Source organism: Bacillus sp. FSL R9-9834 (genome assembly GCF_038006905.1).
In the GTDB taxonomy this organism is placed as follows: domain Bacteria; phylum Bacillota; class Bacilli; order Bacillales; family Bacillaceae_G; genus Bacillus_A; species Bacillus_A pacificus.
This window is the reverse complement of the sequence record NZ_JBBOWD010000001.1, coordinates 2,559,138-2,577,181: the sequence shown is the minus strand read 5'-3', so window position 1 is coordinate 2,577,181 and position 18,044 is coordinate 2,559,138. Positions and strand designations below refer to the sequence as shown.

Here is an 18,044-nt window from a genome sequence, read left to right as displayed (position 1 = left end):
ATACAAAAAGTATTATTTGGTCGTATATGTTACTAACGCTTTTTGAATGCTTAAAACACTATCGTCACCTTTAAATTCTTTCGTAATTGGTGTACTCAAACTAGATACCCAAATTTTAAGTTCAGCATCTAAATCAAAATGCCCAGCTGTTTCAATGCTGAATTGTGTAATGCTTTTATAAGGGATAGAATGATACTCAGTTTTTTTACCTGATATCCCTTGTTTATCTACTAAAATAAGACGACGATTTGTGAATACGATTAAATCGCGAATTAATTTATAAGCATGTTCAACTTTCTCATCGTCTAACATAATCTTCTCTAAATCACGTTCTACACTTTCTGTACTCGTATTTGATGCATTTCCTAAAATACCGCTAAATAAACCCATAGGAAATTCCTCCTCCATTATTTGTGGAATGTGTTACTTATATTGTACCACGCTCTTGACTAAGAAATAATGACATTACTTTAGTAGTTTCTGGTTATTGTTGCAATTCATTTATGTAACCTCGTCTTAATATCTTATGCTAATATGTAAGTAAGAAAAAAGAAGCAGAGGGATATAGCATGAAAAATATCGGTTTAGTATTAGAAGGCGGAGGAATGAAAGGTTTATATACTGCAGGTGTACTCGAATATTTTATGGAAAAGAACTTATTTTTCCCTTATGTAGTTGGCGTATCCGCTGGAGCCTGTATGGGAGCAACTTATTTATCACGTCAAAAAGGGAGAAATAAGAAAGTAAATACAGAGTTAGTAGCAGATCATCGTTATATATCTTATCGAAATTTAATTCGAAAACGTGAATTATTTGGAATGGATTTTTTATTTGATGAAGTACCTAATAAAATTGTACCATTTGATTTTCAAACTTTCTTAAACTCAAATGAACAGTTTGTTATAGGAACGACTGATTGCGAATCAGGACAAGCTATTTATTATAATAAAGCAGAACACGGAAATGATATTTTAAAAATCATTCGTGCATCTAGCTCAGTGCCGTTTATAGCGCCTGCTGTAGAATATGATAATCGAAAATTACTAGATGGAGGAATTATAGATCCTATACCAGTTTTAAAAGCTCAAACTGATGGTTATGAAAAGAATGTTGTAATTATGACAAAGCCAGAAGGATATGAGAAGCAACGAAATAAATTTTCAGGGCTGGCTAAAATTTTATATAGGAAATATCCGAATATCGCACAATCTTTAGTAGAACATTATCGTTTTTATAATGAGACGATATCTTATATGAATCAAAGAAAACAAAAAGACAACTTTTATGTCATTCAACCAAGTGTACAACTTCCTATAAGCGGTATAGAGAGAAATAAAGAAAAACTCGTTAATTTATATAATCTTGGGTATACAGATGCTCAATATCATTATGAAAACTTATTAAATTGGATAGAAAAATAAAGGGGTGAAAAGTTGAAGTTAGGAAAACAAATTATTTTTAAGGAATTGCAGAACATGCATAGTCCATTGCGCAAGCCGTTTCCTTACCGTGCTACAGCAAAATTGCAGCGAACTTTAAAGAGTAAATTTACCGAAGATGACTGTATAAACGCTGATTTTAATCATTATTGGATGCATACAGCAGCAACTTTAAATTCTGTACTAAATGAACAGAACATTACGTTTCAGCAAATCAAGTGGTTAAAGAAATCTTTTTTTGAGTGGTTTCCACAATATTGTTTTCTAGAAACAGAGATTATGAAGTATCCCATTTTATATAGAGATTTCATGAATTATGAAAAGACCCGGAAGCTATTACTTTATTATCTTACTGAATAAAAATTTAAACGTACAAGTCATGCTGCTTGTACGTTTTTTGTTCATAAAATATACAATATTTACAACTTGTCCATGTAGGTATTTTAACGAGAAAAAAGAAGTACATATAGAATATGTGCGAGGGAGGAGATAGAAGTTTGTTAGCTGTTTTCCTTTCAATTCATGTCCAACTCAAATATTTCGAGTAAAATTCGTTTCTTAATGGTATTATCAAATATCAGGAAAACTAATTTAGAAATGAAGAAGGGACAGGTTTAAAATGGAAAACGTATCAAATGTAGATAAAGTAGAATCAATACAGTCTTTACAGTCAACAATCCGTAAACTTGAAAATGCACTCTCTCAGATGACTCAAAAAGGTGCAAATACTACATTAGTGAAAAAACGACTTAAAGCTGTTTGCATAGGGTTAGTAGTGCTAGAAAACGTTTGGAATCAAGAAAGTCATCAGTATAGCCAAGAAGAGTTAGCAGACGCTCGTAACGTCCTTGCTGGTTTACTTCCATCAATTGAGAGAGCCTATGATAAGTCTAAAGCCGGTAGTCCGCAAAGAACACTTTTAACAAGAAGAATAAAAGCGTTGGAACTTTCTATTCAGGCAATTGATCATTTTTCTAATAAATAACGTCTCTAAACACATAAAACACATAATTTACGACTGCTTTAATATAGGAAGTGCAGTATAGCAGTCGTTTTCCTTCAAACCATTATCCATCCGGAAAAATTGAAACATATTCATTTCATAGTACGATTTTAAATAACACACGTAAAATTCATATTTATACGCCTCATGATTATTCTCACACTTCACATCTTCAAGAACTTCTCATTGTATTTGATGGGAATTCATTCATTAATGACCTTTCAATCACAAAAACACTTAATTATTTAATTTACGAAAAAGAAATCTCATCGTGTATTGCTGTTGCTATAGATCCTGTTGATCGATTAGAAGAGCTAACTTATAACGATAAAATGAACGCATTTTTAACGAAGGAATTACTTCTGTGGATTCAGGCTAAGTATCGTGTGCATAAAGAAGCGAAACATACAACAATTGCAGGTTTCAGTCTTGGTGGCCTAGCAGCTTTTTATGCAGCACTTCAAAATCCGCATATTTTCGGGAATGTGTTGTCAATGTCTGGATCTGTACATTGGAAAAAAGATGGTTATGAAAATCAAATTCCTTGGATTGAAAATCAAATTTCATCAATAGATTCTAATACGACTCATCTCTATTCTTACATAGCAGTAGGTGAACTTGAAAACGAACCTCTTTTAACGGCCAATAGACGCCTATATAAAGCTTTAAAAGAAAATAGATACCAAACCACTTATGAAGAGTTCCAAGGCGGACATGACGGTATTTGGTGGCGAGAAAATTTGTTTGACGGGTTGAAAGCTTTAAAACTTACAAAAAACACACTATAAAATAAAAAGGAGAGAGAATCTATGAATCAAGAAGAACTAGATAAGAAACTAAAAAAGCAAGAGATTTTAGTAAAAGATGAGAAAGTTTGGTCCTATACATATGAGGATCATATTAGTTCTATCATTAAAGAAGCAGAAAAGAAAGGGTCTTTTGATAATATGCCTGGTAAAGGGAAACCTCTAAATCTAGATAAAGACCTTTCGTACAATCCTGAAAAGCAACTGTATAGAACGTTAAAGAATAATCATGTTTTACCAAGGTGGATTGAGCTTTCAAAAGAAATTGATGATTTAAAAGAAAAGCTAAAAGAAAATACAAATACTGCAGAAGCAGCGAATTTAATTCGAACTATTAATAAAAAGGTTTTAGAACATAATTTACTTTGTCCACCAAGTGCGCAAAAAACGAGGGTGAAAACGGACTTTTAACAATTTTTCATGAAGCTATCTCTTGCTATATAATTAAGTAAGGCATTTTTAATTCATTATGAAAGGGAGGCAAATGTAATGAAGAATACGTATCAACTTCAAATTCCGAAAGAACTAGAGCAGTATCGTACTATTTTAGAAGAAAGTGTAAAACCGTATATTAAAGTGTCTGGAACATTAGCAGAGACAACGCTTTTTGAGAGTAAGTTTGGTGGATATCCGTATTTACCTATAGATCAAGAGCACCCTAAAGATTCAAATGGACAACCTATGATGTTACTTGCTCAGCTAAACTTTGAAGAAATGCCGCATGTTGAATATATGCCTCAAGAGGGAATGTTACAGTTTTTCGTAAGTGCTGCTGATGAGCTTTACGGAGCAGATTTTGATCAGCCAACAACTCAAAAAGACTTTCGAATTATTTATCATTCTACAATTATAGAAGACTTAAATAAGGTTATTACTGATTTTAGTTATTTAAACACTTTAGAATTAGAGGACTTTATTATACCTGAAGCAGCGAAATTAAAGTTTGAATTGGATTATCAACCCGTAACGTCAGGGGATTATCGATTCGAAAAGATTTTTAGTGAAGATATTGACTGGGAAGAAATTGTTGATGAAGAAAATAATACAGAATTAGGCGAACTGTATGATGATTTATGTAAAGATCAAGGACATAAAATTGGTGGATATCCATTTTTCACACAGACAGATCCGAGAGAATGGGAAGAAAAATACCAACAGCATGACATCTTATTACTGCAAATCGATACAGATGATTCATTAAATATTATGTGGGGAGATTCTGGTGTTGCAAATTTCTTTATAAAAAAAGAAGACTTGTTAAATCTAGATTTTTCCAACGTTATTTACAATTGGGATTGTTATTAAAAATATATAAATAAAATACTAGCAAGTTAAAAAATCTTCCTGAAGGTAAGGGAGATTTTTTTATGTTAAAAATAAACGTTATGTTAACTAGAATACAAAAAATGGGTATAACAAAAGTCAAGTGTAAATAACAGAAATAACAATAAATAATGTGAAGTTGTAAAACGTGTGTAAACAGCAATAAATTCATACAGTAAAACATAAAATATAATTATTAATTTATGTTTTGTTTAGAAATGATTTTTTTGTATAAAAATTTCTCGCTGATCAAAAATGATTTTAATTCGTTTAATCTAAATCGATTATTGATTCAGATTTGCTGCGATTGATTGTATAGCAAAATAAACGGTAAAAACTGTAGAAATCCGTTTAAATAAGATTTTATGTAAATCTCACTAAAAATCTCCGTTTCGTCTCATTAAGTATAGTTTACTTGTTTTTTGATACCTGATATTGCTTTGTTTCTGTAACTGCCTATAATATATATTATGTTAACTGGATAAAAGTAAAAAACTTATTATATGTTAGTTTATATTGTTACGCTTCCCTTTTCATCGGATTCATTCTGTGTAATCGATTGTGTGCTTATTTGTTGTTTTATGAGTTGTTGATGATAATGTCTCCAGATATAAATTATATTTAAGACAATAAAAAATGCAATTCGTTTTAAATGAACACATTAAACGAATTGCATGGATATGATTCATAATAAGTTTTTAAAATTAGTTTGCTACAGCAATTGCTTCGATTTCAATTAATAAGTTATCGTTAATTAATTTTCTAACTTCGACAGCTGAACTTGCTGGTGGATTATTAGTGTCAATGTATTGATCTCGAATATCTCTAACAACGGCCATTTGAGAAATGTCTGTTAAGAAAAATGTTAATTTTACTACATCATTGAAATTTAAGTCTGACGCTTCTAATGCGATTTTAATATTTTCAAATACTTGTCGTGTTTGTGTAGCTAAATCATTACTTCCAACAATTTGGCCGTCTATATTAATTGCTACTTGTCCAGATATGTAAATCGTTCGTTTAGCGTTACTAACTTCCACTACATGTGAGTATCCAAAAGTTGGTGGCATCGTTTCTGGATTGATAAATTTCTTTTGCATGGCTCTTCTCCTCTTTAAATATCTTGTTTTCTTTATATTAGATTTTAAATTCAGATTATCCCTTATTTACTATAATAATTATTTACCGTTCAGCTGCTACATTTGTAAAAGTATATTAGCACTTTAATTTAAAGTTATTGATGGATTATGTACGTTTGATTTTTTTGGGTGCTTGTTATAATTACACCTTGTTTTATTAATTCTTCAGTTACTTTTGTATAGAAAAAGTGATACCACCAGATAAAAAACTCTTCATAAGTAATTTCTTTTGAGTATCTACTGCTGGCAAAGTATTGTTTTAAAGGTTTATCGTTTTCGTTGAATAATAAGACTAAATCTTCACTGATTATGTTTGCAATTTCGTTAAGTATAAATAAGTCTGTTGATTTAAATACAGGGATAACAGGTTGTGAATTTTGATATAAGCCTAATTTTTCGTAAACTACGTTTAAATGTAAGTCTTTTTGTCTATCTGCTGCTACGAAACCTTTTACTAATTGTTTTTTCTTATAATTAATATCGGTACTATTGTTTTGAAAATATTCTTTAAATGTTTCGTTATCTGCTGTTATTAAATTTAATGTTGAATATCGAGAATTTCCATAAAGACCAATTTGAACTTCTCCTAAATCTAAATACGTATTACCATACATCCCGAAAGCCTCTATATCTGTTAGTTCTTGTTCTTGAATAGCATAATAATATCGTTTCTTATTTCTTAAAGGTCGTTTCTTTTTTAAATAGTTTTCTTCAATGTAATTTATTTGTCCAAAATCTAATAACACACCACTATACAATAAAAGACTATAAGATTCTCTAGATAAATGATTAAACGTGTCGATTCTCTTTGAAATATCTTCAATATGACTTGAATAGTTTTCAAAGATCCTAAGTGTTGGTTTAATTAGAGGTTCACAAAGGTTATAAAGCTTTTCTCCTTCACAAGCTGTTATAATCATACACGTTGGATAGTACCTCCCTCCTGTTTGTTTCAATAGCCCCTCTACTTCTAATGAATTAATGCGCTCTTCAAATTCCTCATTCGTCCAACCTAGCACCATTTTCACAATATTTGACTCAAAACCAAGATGAACCAATACAAGTAAATATTGAAGTTTCGTTCCTTTTATTTTTATAGATGGCGAATTATCTCCAGATGAAATCATTTTAGTTTCATAAGCTGTATGTAATATATTCTCCGGACTATTATTAGTGGGCATTTCATATTCCCTCCCTTACGAGTAAATTCATTGTAAAATCTATGTATTTACTAAGTTCTATAAACGAAAGTAAGTATCCTCTAATCTCAAATTAAAAACCTTAGCATAGATATAGCTGAGTTATTTCAGATTTTGATAGTTTACATTTTGATTTCTTTTTTCTCTCTATTTGCACTTACATCCTCTCCTTTCTTTTACTAATTAGAGATATATTTTCTTCTTTAACACACAACGAAACGTATGTTCTTTGTTGCTTTTAAGAATGAATTTACTAAATTAAAACAATTTACATTTACTTAATATTGATTTTATCTGCCGCTAAATAACACTCATTTTATATATATGATTAATGAATTTGACGAATTTATGAAATGTACTTTATTTAAGATGAAAGATAAAATGATATAGTTTACACTACAAATAACTACAATAACAACATACGTATATTGTTAAACGTAAAAAGGAGAACGAATGAAAAAGAAATATGTAAATCAAATTCATACTGATGTAAGTTTTAAACCGAAAGATATTATAGGTTTAATGACTGATTACTTTAAAATGAAAACAAAGTTGCGTCCTATAAAGAATTTACCTATTGTTTTATCAGATAAAAACAATAAGTCTTTAGAGAGTATTACATGGTTTGGCCATTCTGCTTCTCTTTTAAAAATAGAAGGTAAAACATTGTTATTAGACCCGATGTTTGGAGATGCCTCTTCCCCGTTTCCAGTGTTTAATAGTAAACGTTATAGTGGTTCTTTTTCTTTAGAACGTGAAGAACTGCAAGAAATTGATGCAATTATCATTTCTCATAATCACTATGATCATTTAAATTATAAAAGTATTATGCAATTAAAAGATCGTGTAAAGCATTTCTATGTTCCAACTGGAGTTGCGCAATATTTAATTAAATGGGGTGTTTCACCTAGTAAAATTAGTGAGCATAATTGGTGGGATGAAATTATGCTTGATACTATTAAGTTAGTATGTGCCCCTGCAAGGCATTTCTCTGGACGAGGTATGACAGATAGAGATTGTTCGTTATGGTGTTCATGGGCTATCCTTGGTCAAGAAACTAAAGTTTTCTTTAGTGGCGATAGCGGTTATGCGCCTCACTTTAAGGAGATTGGTAATAAATACGGTCCATTCGATCTTACGTTAATGGAATGCGGGCAATATGATCCAAGGTGGTCTGCTATTCATATGTTGCCTGAAGAAACAGTACAAGCTCATATTGATGTAAAAGGAGAATTACTTCTTCCGATTCATTGGGGTGCTTTTACATTAGCATTACACGAATGGAGTGACCCGATAGAACGTGTTACGAAAGAAGCTAACCGTTTAGGAGTTAAAATTACAACACCTCAAATTGGCGAATCTATTACGTTAAAATCTACAGACTATCCTAGGTATGCTTGGTGGCAAAAAGTCTAATTATAATAAAAAGCGAATCTGTCTTATATAAAAGATTCGCTTTTTACTTATTGATTATAATGTATCGTTGACAAACTGATTAAACTTGTCTATTTCTTCAACGAATGGATTATGATTACTTTCTTCAAATTTAGTTAATGTTGCGTTCGGGATCAAATTTGCTATTTCACGAGAAAATATGTAGGGACATTGTGCATCATGCTTACCACAGTATATAAAACTTGGGATTTTTACGAATTTAAGTTTCTGACGAACATCATAATCTTTATATTCAACTTGTCTAAAATAATTTAGCCGATTGCCAACTGTCTTTCCGCTATTCGGCAGTTTTAATGCCTCTTCAAGCTTTTCTTCAGAATAAAAAGACATAAGTGCCCACTCTCTACTTAATGCTTTTCTTTCTTCTTGTACTGTACTATCATCATTTAATGCATTCATAATTGATACGATTCTATTAAATTTTACATTTTTACTACAGTATATACTATCTTTATGAGATGCATATTCCTTGCTCGCCGCTGCGCCACCAACAATTATTTTCGTTAAACTTTCTTGTGCTTCAGTCGCATATACAAGAGCTAACATCCCTCCTGTCGAATGACCAGCAACCCCCCATTTATTAATATATAAAGCTTCTCGAATCGCTTCTAAATCTTTAATCGTTTCGGTCATACTATATTCAGAATCATTTTTTGCTGAATCTGAATTGCCACACCCCTTTAAGTTAACTAAATATACGCTATAATGGTCAGTAAATGGGTTTGCAAAAGTATTTCCATTATCGTTATACTCGCTATACATATGTGTAACGCATAAAGGCGGACCTTCTCCCTTCATAAAATACTCAAAATTGCCTCTAGTAGTTTTGACAATATTTGTTTTCCACATATTGAATCTCCTGTCTAAAATTTTTTATCTGCTTTTTAGTTTTTTGGTACACTGGGCATTTCATTTTCTTCATTACACTCATCCCCATTTGAATTTTCTCCTTAGCTACTCTTCGAATTATTTGAGTTATAATTATTTTGCTGTGTATTGTAGATTACAATTCCTGCTTTTTACAATTGAATTATATTATTTATAGAACTTTCCTGTTTAGCCAATTTTTCATTCCTATAATCTATTAATTTATGATTAGATAAAACAAAATTGTGCTCTAATATGAATTTATTGTAGAGCACTTCAACTAAAAATTTAGGTATCATCTCTCCTACGCCGTAATTATAGTCACTAAGAATCCAAGAAATCTCTTTCCAATCTAAAATTCCTTCTGATACTTTTTTTGGAGTTTGATATGTAAATTCATTCATTAGCTCTATTAAATAAAGATACATACCACCAGAATATGAAGAATCTTTCCACTTAATAATGCCTTTAAATTGAATTTGGTCATACGTAACTTTTATATTAGTCTCTTCCTTTATTTCACGAATCGCATTTTCTAAAGGTGTTTCGCCCTTTTCTATCTTTCCTCCTACACCATTCCATAATCCTTTTACCGGATCATATTCTCTATTTAACATAAGTATCTCTTCATTTCTTTTTATAAAACATAAAGTGTGCTTGTACATAATGTGATTCCTTCCTCCGTTTTTAATAAGCTCTTACTGGGGATATAAGATGGATTGCTGCAGATTGTGTCCCTGCTTCAATTAATATCGGTCTCATAGAACCGCTGAAACTTAAAGTAACCGTTTTTTCTTTTATTGCCCTTAAAGCATCCAACATAAATCGTCCATCGAAAGATATATGTAATTGTTTTTCACCGTGAATTGCATCTACTTGTTGTGTTTCATATATTTTTCCAATCTGAGAAGCATTAGAAGAAACTTTAATTGTAGATTCGTTTACGATTTCTAAGTTAACATTGTTATTTGCCCATTCACTTGCTAATAAACTTGATCGATCTACACCTTGTAACATTCTTTGTCTATCTACGTTAATGACTGTTTGAAATTTATTTGGAATTAAACTAGATATATTAGGATATTTCCCTTCGATTAGTCTTGAATATAAAGTAGTTGTGCCGAATGTAAAAATAATGTGGCTTTCTGATAGATAAATAGAAACGAATTCTAAATTGCTGTTCATTAATTTTAAAAGTTCATTAATGGTTGCACTTGGTACAATACAATTCGCTTTCATATTAGTAGAAATTTGTGTTTCACGTATAGCTAGTCTATGAGAGTCAGTTGCAGCGCATATTAATTTATTGTAGTCTAACTCGATATGCACTCCGGTAAGAACGGGTCTAGATTCATTTTTCGCTACTGCAAAGACTGTTTGTTTAAACGCATCAATCAATTGTTTTGTTTCTATTTGTATTTCTGCATGATCCTCTATTTGTGGTACGTTAGGAAATTCACTCGCTGGAAAGCCATTTAAGTTTAATGTGATTTCTTCTGATTGTATGGTAATTGTTTGCTCATTCTTACTTTTTATTACTATATCGCTTGGCATTTTCTTTATAATTTCAATGAAGTATTTTGCAGGTACAACAATTGTCCCTGCTTGTAAGGTAGTCGTAATTTGTTCGTCATCCATGGAACTAGGGATGAATTTTTCGATGAAAATATTTGAATTACTTGCGATTAAAGTAATTCCAGATTGATTTGCAGTTATTTTTATACCGGATAGTATAGGAATTATAGCTTTGGTAGATATTGCTTTACTTACTTCTGAAAGTGCTTGAGTGAAATGTTTATGATTAACGATAAACTCCATTTTTCCCCCGCCTTATATGTAATGATATTTTTATGTTGCTTGATGAATGATTGTTCCATTAAAAATGTAAGGTACTGTTTCTTTCTTTTGTAAAATGTCTAGTAAATGTTCTGGTATACGCAAATACGGTGCTGCTCTATGTAATTCCATCCAAGTAATCTCTTCAATTTCTTTTGGCCTTGATATATTTGTCTCCCCACCAATTATTTCACCTAAAAAATTAAAGAAAATTGCATGGTGTCCTCTCTCCTCAAAAAAAGCTTCGCTAATGTAACAAATCCCCTTTACAGTTATATGTAGACCGGTTTCTTCTTTCACTTCCCGAATTACTGCCTCTTCTAACGTTTCTCCCAATTTAACCGCGCCACCTGGTAGTGTGTAATAAGAACCATTCTTCCCTTTGTTTTTTACCATTAAGATCTTTTCGTTTGTTTTATCGTATAAAAGTGCATATGTAACATTTACTTTCTTCATCTAAGTCCACCTCTAATAATGGGAATTTTCTATCTTTGTTACATTCTACCATTTATTCGTTTTAAAATATAAAAAAGTTAATTGAGTATTTCATTTATCTGCTCTTAGCAAAGTTAACGTGAAAAAAGAGTCCTAGTAGGAGGACCCTTTTGTAGAATTAAGCTATTTTTCGATGTAGCTGCTTTATTTCCTTTTTCTTCTCTGCTTTTGGTGGACGAATTAATATCGAAATAACGAAGGAAATAACGCTTAAAATACCGATTATAATAAAGGTCGGCTGAAATCCACCGAATAATGCTCCGATGAATGATCCTGCAAGCGCACCAAATCCGAACCCTTGGTATACAATCCCGTAATTTGTACTATGGTTTTTTAAACCGAAGTAATCCCCAACAATGGCTGGGAATATTGTAATATTACCACCAAAGCAAAAGGCTACGCTGGCTACACAAGCAAAATAAATCCCGTAATTTAATGGAATGAAACTTAATGTAAAGACTGACAATCCAATAATAATAAACGTTGCAGAGACAATTTTCATTCGGCCAATTTTATCTGATAGCGTTCCAAGAATGATTCTACCTACTGTATTAAAGATTGCAATCATTGCGACGGCATTAGCAGCAGTTGCAGCGCTAAGTCCAACGAGCTGTACCCCAATATCTTTTACCATACTGATTAAATATAGACCACCCATACACGACGTAAATAGCAAAAAAAACAAAAGATATACTTGTTTCGTTCGCATCATTTCACGAGGCGTATAATCATTGTGTAATGTCTCAGTTACAGTATTACTTACTATTGCTTCATGTAAGAAGAACGATCCGATTAATACTAAAAGTAAAACGATGATACCCCAATATAAAAATGCTTGTGATACACCAAGGCTATCGATCAGACTTCCGTTTATATATCTAAAGATTAAGCTACCCATTCCATATGCAGAAACAGATATACCAGAAATAAGTCCTTTTCGATTTGGAAACCATTTAATTAAATTAGATAATGATGTGATATAAGCAGTTCCATCTGCATAACCAACTACTACACCAGCTAATAAATAAAGTAATGGTAAGGAAGAAACTTGTGAACTAAGTATTAAACCGAGTCCCAGCACAATCCCTGCAGTAGCGATGAGTTTTCGAAGCCCTAATTTTTGCTGTAACTTTCCTGCAAATAATGTTGAAAATGATAAAGAGAAGCTTGTAATGGAGAAAGTTATCGCAACGGCATTAAGGTTCCATCCAAACTTACTGACAAGGGGCTGATTAAATAAACTCCATGTGTAAATTGTTCCAAGGCCAATTTGAACAATGATTGTACCTAGAACAATTAGTAACGGATTTATAGAGGTTTGTTTCATACTAACTGTCCCCTTCTTTTATCGTGACATGAATTTTCACAGTTAGTATAACCATCATAAAAAGCAAGATACTGCATGAAAAATGGAAATTGAATTCATGTACACAAAAAGACACTCCATAATGAAGTGTCTTTCTGCAGGTTATATTAGATTTACTTAAAGAAAGCTTTGTTAAGATAAGACATTTTCAAATGCTTATGTATATAGAGTACCAAAAGTTTTCAATCATGTGATGGGACTTAAGATGTATTTTTGATTCATCATATGGTCGGATAAACGAAAAATTAATATTCAATTTCATCAAAATCCTTCGGCTGCGGTACCGTTTGCATATTAGCTGCATCTTTCGGATCGCTATAAATTGCATTTTGCTCTGTATTTATATCTTTAATGTTTTGCTTTTTGTTTTTATTCATTTTATCTTTCACTTTCTCTCACTCCTTTTCATTATAGGAGTAATTATGCCCTATTACCGTTACGAAATGTATCCGCGACTAAATTGCTGAATTCACGTAAATAATATAAATAATTATCACCGCCGTAGTTATATCTTTTATTATACATTTTTGCAACAACTACATTATATTCAGGTATTACTAATATAGTTGGCCCCGTAATTCCTAATATTTGATATGATCCTTTTGGTACTCGTTCACCAAGTTCACTCAACTGTGCAGATTCATTTTGAACGAACCAAAATAACCCATTTTGTGGTAGTTCATTGTTTGTAAATGTTGGACTCTGTAAACTTGTCGCAATTTCTATAACTTCTTTTGGAACAATTTGTTTCCCGTTTAATACACCTTGATTTAAATGAAGATTTCCCCAATAAGCAAATTCTCTAGCTGAAACAAACAGATTTTTTTCCGTACCGTCATCTACTGTACCAATTGCGCTAATTGCATCTTCATTTGGATCATTAACGACTTCAACTAAATTTTCATCTTGCTGAACTCTCCAACCTGTTTCTTGAAAATTAGCATGTTTAAACACACGCTCTTTTAACAATTCAGGAAAACTTTTGTTATATAGCTGATAAATAAGACGTGTCATCATCCTTACATTAATATCTCTATACGCCCATCCTTGCCCCGGTTCAAATTCACGAAAAATTGTCCCGTCATTCGTTTCTTCTAATCCGTGCGAATGTGTTACTAAATGTCTTATCGTCGTTTTACCAAGCAATACAGGATCAAAGTCTTTAAAATATTTTATCGCTTCATCATCAATAGAGTTTATTTTCCCCTCGTAAAGCGCATACGCTATCATTAATCCTAAATAACTTTTTCTAGCAGAAGCAATGTTAAATTGTGAAGATGCTGTTACTCTCTTGTTTGTAGATGTATTTGTGTGATAACCACTATAATGCTCTAGTACGATTTTATTATCTTTTATAATACAAAGTGCTGCTGCAGAACTATGATTTTTTTCTTTTATATTCTCTACCCAAGAAATCAACTTATCATATGTATACAAATGAATCCCCCTTAACACTAATACAAAATTACAGCATGAAAGAAAAGTGCAAAATAATTTTCACACCTTTCTTTCATGTAAAATAGTTTTGATCTTCTATACCTAAATGATCCACCAGTTCCAGCAATTAAAGCAACCGAAACATCCTGCACAACCTACGCATCCACCACATCTGCCGCCACAACCACCGCAGCGTCCGCCACAACCTCCGCATCCACCGCAACGACGTACATCGCCTTGGATGTAATAATACGGATATTGATTTTGTTGTTGATCCCAATAAACAACATTACCAGTTTGAAAATCATTAAGGTTTAATGATTGTAGTTCTTGTTGAAACTGATTCATTATGAAACCCTCCATTTATTAATGTAAATTCCGTCCAAATATGAAAGTTAATAAATTTTTGTAAATAAAGTAGAAACAAGACTATAGACTAAATGCGTACATCAACAAAATATGAACTTACACTAGGTGATGTACCTTGTTTTTTAGCCTATTTTCTTATTTTCCTTTTGGCGGACAGATTTACTATTGATAGAGGCGTTTAAAAATTGCTAATCCAACAGTTTAGTAGTTCATCACTTAATTTTCTTTCTAGTAACTCTTTAACTGAAGGTACTGGCATGATTTTATAAGTATGTAAAGCATCTTGATTATAATCAATCCAGTGAAACGCTAAATGAGATTCTTTAGATTTTGGTATGAAATCAATATGTAACTCTTGTGAATCTATCTCAAAAATATGATTGATTTCATGGTGAAGAACTTCTTTATCTTGCCATTGGTTTTCTATGACTCCTAAAAATTGTTTTATACTACAATTTACTCCGAGTTCTTCTTGTAGTTCTCTTATTAATGCATTCTCAGCTGATTCGCCAACTTCAACATGACCACCTGGTAAAAAATAATGATGGCCAATATATTCAGCTACTAACAATTTTTCATCCTTAATCATAACAGCTCGTACAATATGATGAAATTTATTTTTCAATTGCTATTCCTCCCATTCATTTACTTTATATTTGATTAAAATAGTCATTTAATATAGGAATAATATAAATCATAGGTGTTTCATACGGATGAATTTTGTTAATGACTTCAAGTGCATCCTTTACAAGATCCCGTTTGCACTTTATTTCAATTTTACATTCTTGGCCTTCACAAATCTGACCAATTTCCCCGTTAAAAGGCGATGCGTCTTTTAATGGTCTCCAGTATCCTTTCACAGAACTATAGGACAGACAATGATCATATTCTCCCGTTTTACAAGCACCAATTTTATTTAACTCATTCCTCAACATTTCAATGTATTCTTCAGGGATAAATACTTCAATTTTCACTTCAGTAAATTGCATAATTCATTTCACACCTTTATTACATAATAATTAAACGAATAAGCGATATACTTGCTCACCATCATAATCATGTCCCAATGATTGAAAACCATAACGTTCATATAGTTTCTTAGCAGAGATGTTATCTTTATGTACTGTTAATCTAATTTCTCTACACGCTTTAAATGTATTTTTTATTAAATAGATACTTTCCTGTAATGCCGCTTTTCCATAACCTTTACCTTGCTGCATTTGATCAATAATAAAACCGTTTATCCAATACATATCAGTTGTCTCTCTTACAACAGCATGCATAATAAAACCAACCATATGGTCGCCATCATATATCACAAATGGCATGTACTCTACATTGTCACCATCTGGTTTTATATATACTTTAGCAAGCGAAACTGCTACGGATGGAACAAATTTCAACTGATTTTCTTTAACTTGTAGCTTTAATGCTTCTTCCCAATTTTCTCTCGTAACAACCTTTAACTGGACATTCAATATTGTAAGCTCCCTTATATAGAGGATGTATGTTTATATTCAACGTAGTGAAATAATTCCCTTTTTCGCCAACAACTTATAACATGATTTTTATAAAATCTTGAATGAATTTTTGTTCATCTATTTCTAGTGCTATACGGGCTCCTTCAGATATAGAGCTATGGCGAAAATCAGCAAATGTTTGTCCTTTCGTATCTCCGTATGTATCTATATTTACTGTACGATGCACAAATTCAAAAAAACTTGGATTTACTAATCCACTTATTGCAACCACATCATGTAGCAAAGGTCCTTCCATAGATGGATTAAGTTTTTTGTATGCGGATAGATAGTAATCATACATTGGTTTCATTATCATATGAAATGGATTCTTTGTATTAGCTTGAATATAGTTAAATACATTTGGTGTTAACACAGCTTTGTTTGTTACATTTAAAGGGAATATGAATAAATTCTTTGCTTGATGGAAAACAATTTTACTTGCTATAGGATCCCCATACACGTTTGCCTCTGCTAATGGCGTAACGTTTCCTACTTCTAAAAAAACACCACCCATGAAATAGATTCCTTTTACATTTAGCATTAAATCATTCCATAAATTAAAAGCAATTGCTAACGAGGTAGATCTTCCTACATCAACAATCGTTAAATCTTTTCCGTACTTTATAAGAATCGCAGCAATACTGCCGAAATTATATATTGGAATAGATAATATATTTTCTGGAACATGGATGGGCCCTAATCCTTCTGCTCCGTGAATTTCAGGATAGTACGTAGTGATTTCTTCTGTAAGTGGTTTTGTTGCACCACTAATGACAGGAATGTCTTGTCTATTTGCTAACTGTAAAATATACGCTGCATTATGTGCAGCATGTATATGCTCAACATTTCCGTATCCGGTTACAATACCGACAATTTCAATTTCGGGATGCAGTAAACCATACATAATGGCAAATGAGTCATCAATACCTGGGTCTCCGAAAAATAATACTTTTTCCAAGAAATACTCTCCCCTCACAAAAACATAGCGTCATCAATAACTATGTATATGAAAAAAGCAAGTATATCTATGCGAATTTTTGAATGGATAATGTTTTACAAAATATTAAGAAAGGAACTAGCGTATGCTAATTCCTTTCTTAAGTAACCATTCTCAAATTTAATTAATTATCGTATCCTTCATAAATTGCATCATTTATTTGATTTTGTATTTTTTTATCATCAGGTATAGGTTTCCACCAATTTCCTGTAATAAATAACATAGTTAATAAATTATAACTATCACTAAAATAGCTTTCTCTCTTATTCTTCATCCAATCCCAACCGCTATTTACCCACTTTTGATTATTGCTACTCGTTATACTTGCAGCAATAAACGGTGAAACAAATACAGCAGTTGAATAACTACCAATATTAGATCCGTTTAATTGATAACCATCCACAATTTTAGAAGGATTTCCATTCGTTTTATTTTGAATCCATGAAGAGACTTTATCAGAAATGACTTTACTTCTTTTCTCGCCGTACATCGCATAGTCCATTACAATTCTCAATGGTACCCGACTAGCATTGTAATAATATGCATTTGTATATTCTGACTCATCTAAGAAGTCTTTAGGTGCGGGTTGTGGTGGGTTTTTTACAACGAAATCTGAAATAAGTCCTGTATTTGGAGAGTACTTATTACTAAATTGTGTATAAACATCGTACAAATTATTAATAACAGTAAGCCAAGTTTTATCACCTGTAAATTCATAAAATGCTCTATGTTGTCAGCTCCTTTTAAAATGCTTACTACATAAAATGCAACATACAATATTTAACTAAAATAC

The 18,044-nt window shown here is 31.8% G+C and carries 20 protein-coding genes and 2 pseudogenes; 6 read left to right on the top strand and 16 right to left on the bottom strand.

The window, feature by feature from the left end; translation table 11 throughout:
* Positions 1 to 12: 12 nt before the first annotated feature.
* Positions 13 to 390 (bottom strand): PH domain-containing protein, encoded by a 378-nt coding sequence (locus MKY00_RS13275; RefSeq protein ID WP_000522480.1) that lies wholly within the window; start codon positions 388 to 390, stop codon positions 13 to 15.
* A 179-nt stretch (positions 391 to 569) separates the two neighbouring features.
* Between MKY00_RS13275 and MKY00_RS13270 the strand changes: the two genes are divergently transcribed.
* The 5 genes and pseudogenes from MKY00_RS13270 (at position 570) to MKY00_RS13250 (ending at position 4,553) form a co-directional block, all read left to right on the top strand.
* Complete coding sequence (locus MKY00_RS13270; protein ID WP_016717626.1) at positions 570 to 1,421, top strand: patatin-like phospholipase family protein; 852 nt, start codon at positions 570 to 572, stop codon at positions 1,419 to 1,421.
* A gap of 12 nt (positions 1,422 to 1,433) precedes the next feature.
* Positions 1,434 to 1,799 (top strand): YxiJ-like family protein, encoded by a 366-nt coding sequence (locus tag MKY00_RS13265; protein ID WP_016717625.1) that lies wholly within the window; start codon positions 1,434 to 1,436, stop codon positions 1,797 to 1,799.
* 259 nt (positions 1,800 to 2,058) lie between these two features.
* A complete protein-coding gene (locus MKY00_RS13260; RefSeq protein ID WP_016717624.1) occupies positions 2,059 to 2,424 on the top strand; it encodes a hypothetical protein in 366 nt (121 codons plus the stop codon).
* A gap of 47 nt (positions 2,425 to 2,471) precedes the next feature.
* Positions 2,472 to 3,659 (top strand): annotated as a pseudogene (locus MKY00_RS13255) (DnaJ family domain-containing protein); the annotation flags it as partial.
* Between the two features lie 78 nt (positions 3,660 to 3,737).
* On the top strand, positions 3,738 to 4,553 hold the full coding sequence (locus MKY00_RS13250; protein WP_000799817.1) for a YwqG family protein: 816 nt from the start codon (positions 3,738 to 3,740) through the stop codon (positions 4,551 to 4,553).
* A gap of 722 nt (positions 4,554 to 5,275) precedes the next feature.
* Here MKY00_RS13250 and MKY00_RS13245 read toward each other — a convergent pair.
* Together MKY00_RS13245 and MKY00_RS13240 are read right to left on the bottom strand one after the other, a co-directional pair.
* Complete coding sequence (locus MKY00_RS13245; protein WP_016717622.1) at positions 5,276 to 5,671, bottom strand: RidA family protein; 396 nt, start codon at positions 5,669 to 5,671, stop codon at positions 5,276 to 5,278.
* Between the two features lie 134 nt (positions 5,672 to 5,805).
* On the bottom strand, positions 5,806 to 6,891 hold the full coding sequence (locus MKY00_RS13240) for a hypothetical protein (RefSeq protein ID WP_016717621.1): 1,086 nt from the start codon (positions 6,889 to 6,891) through the stop codon (positions 5,806 to 5,808).
* Positions 6,892 to 7,362: 471 nt separating this feature from the next.
* Here MKY00_RS13240 and MKY00_RS13235 point away from each other — a divergent pair, with 471 nt between their 5' ends.
* Positions 7,363 to 8,325 (top strand): MBL fold metallo-hydrolase, encoded by a 963-nt coding sequence (locus MKY00_RS13235; protein ID WP_016717620.1) that lies wholly within the window; start codon positions 7,363 to 7,365, stop codon positions 8,323 to 8,325.
* 54 nt (positions 8,326 to 8,379) lie between these two features.
* On the opposite strand, the gene MKY00_RS13230 is transcribed toward MKY00_RS13235, so the two are convergent.
* From MKY00_RS13230 to MKY00_RS13170, 13 genes and pseudogenes are all read right to left on the bottom strand, one after another.
* The gene (locus tag MKY00_RS13230) at positions 8,380 to 9,213 is read right to left on the bottom strand and encodes an alpha/beta fold hydrolase (RefSeq protein ID WP_016717619.1); all 834 of its coding nucleotides are present in this window, start codon (positions 9,211 to 9,213) and stop codon (positions 8,380 to 8,382) included.
* A 170-nt stretch (positions 9,214 to 9,383) separates the two neighbouring features.
* Positions 9,384 to 9,896, bottom strand: a complete 513-nt coding sequence (locus MKY00_RS13225) for an NUDIX hydrolase (protein WP_016717617.1) — start codon at positions 9,894 to 9,896, stop codon at positions 9,384 to 9,386.
* Between the two features lie 22 nt (positions 9,897 to 9,918).
* Positions 9,919 to 11,049: a DNA polymerase III subunit beta gene (gene dnaN / locus MKY00_RS13220; protein WP_061182476.1), complete on the bottom strand. Its 1,131-nt coding sequence runs from the start codon at positions 11,047 to 11,049 to the stop codon at positions 9,919 to 9,921.
* Positions 11,050 to 11,079: 30 nt separating this feature from the next.
* The gene (locus MKY00_RS13215) at positions 11,080 to 11,523 is read right to left on the bottom strand and encodes an NUDIX hydrolase (RefSeq protein WP_016717616.1); all 444 of its coding nucleotides are present in this window, start codon (positions 11,521 to 11,523) and stop codon (positions 11,080 to 11,082) included.
* Between the two features lie 157 nt (positions 11,524 to 11,680).
* Positions 11,681 to 12,889: an L-lactate MFS transporter gene (locus tag MKY00_RS13210; protein ID WP_016717615.1), complete on the bottom strand. Its 1,209-nt coding sequence runs from the start codon at positions 12,887 to 12,889 to the stop codon at positions 11,681 to 11,683.
* 284 nt (positions 12,890 to 13,173) lie between these two features.
* Positions 13,174 to 13,317 carry a hypothetical protein gene (locus MKY00_RS13205; RefSeq protein ID WP_016717614.1) on the bottom strand — a complete coding sequence of 48 codons (144 nt, stop codon included), beginning with the start codon at positions 13,315 to 13,317 and terminating at the stop codon, positions 13,174 to 13,176.
* Between the two features lie 31 nt (positions 13,318 to 13,348).
* Positions 13,349 to 14,365 (bottom strand): serine hydrolase domain-containing protein, encoded by a 1,017-nt coding sequence (locus tag MKY00_RS13200; RefSeq protein ID WP_016717613.1) that lies wholly within the window; start codon positions 14,363 to 14,365, stop codon positions 13,349 to 13,351.
* Between the two features lie 102 nt (positions 14,366 to 14,467).
* Complete coding sequence (locus MKY00_RS13195) at positions 14,468 to 14,713, bottom strand: heterocycloanthracin/sonorensin family bacteriocin (protein WP_001071372.1); 246 nt, start codon at positions 14,711 to 14,713, stop codon at positions 14,468 to 14,470.
* A gap of 199 nt (positions 14,714 to 14,912) precedes the next feature.
* Entirely contained in the window at positions 14,913 to 15,359 is a 447-nt protein-coding gene (locus MKY00_RS13190) for an NUDIX domain-containing protein (protein ID WP_016717612.1), read from the bottom strand.
* A gap of 25 nt (positions 15,360 to 15,384) precedes the next feature.
* Positions 15,385 to 15,723 (bottom strand): divalent cation tolerance protein CutA, encoded by a 339-nt coding sequence (gene cutA, locus MKY00_RS13185; protein ID WP_016717611.1) that lies wholly within the window; start codon positions 15,721 to 15,723, stop codon positions 15,385 to 15,387.
* 30 nt (positions 15,724 to 15,753) lie between these two features.
* Complete coding sequence (locus MKY00_RS13180) at positions 15,754 to 16,212, bottom strand: GNAT family N-acetyltransferase (RefSeq protein ID WP_016717610.1); 459 nt, start codon at positions 16,210 to 16,212, stop codon at positions 15,754 to 15,756.
* Positions 16,213 to 16,288: 76 nt separating this feature from the next.
* Positions 16,289 to 17,212 (bottom strand): nucleoside hydrolase, encoded by a 924-nt coding sequence (locus MKY00_RS13175; RefSeq protein WP_016717609.1) that lies wholly within the window; start codon positions 17,210 to 17,212, stop codon positions 16,289 to 16,291.
* Positions 17,213 to 17,375: 163 nt separating this feature from the next.
* Positions 17,376 to 17,978 (bottom strand): annotated as a pseudogene (locus MKY00_RS13170) (glycosyl hydrolase family 8); the annotation flags it as partial.
* Between the last annotated feature and the right edge of the window lie 66 nt (positions 17,979 to 18,044).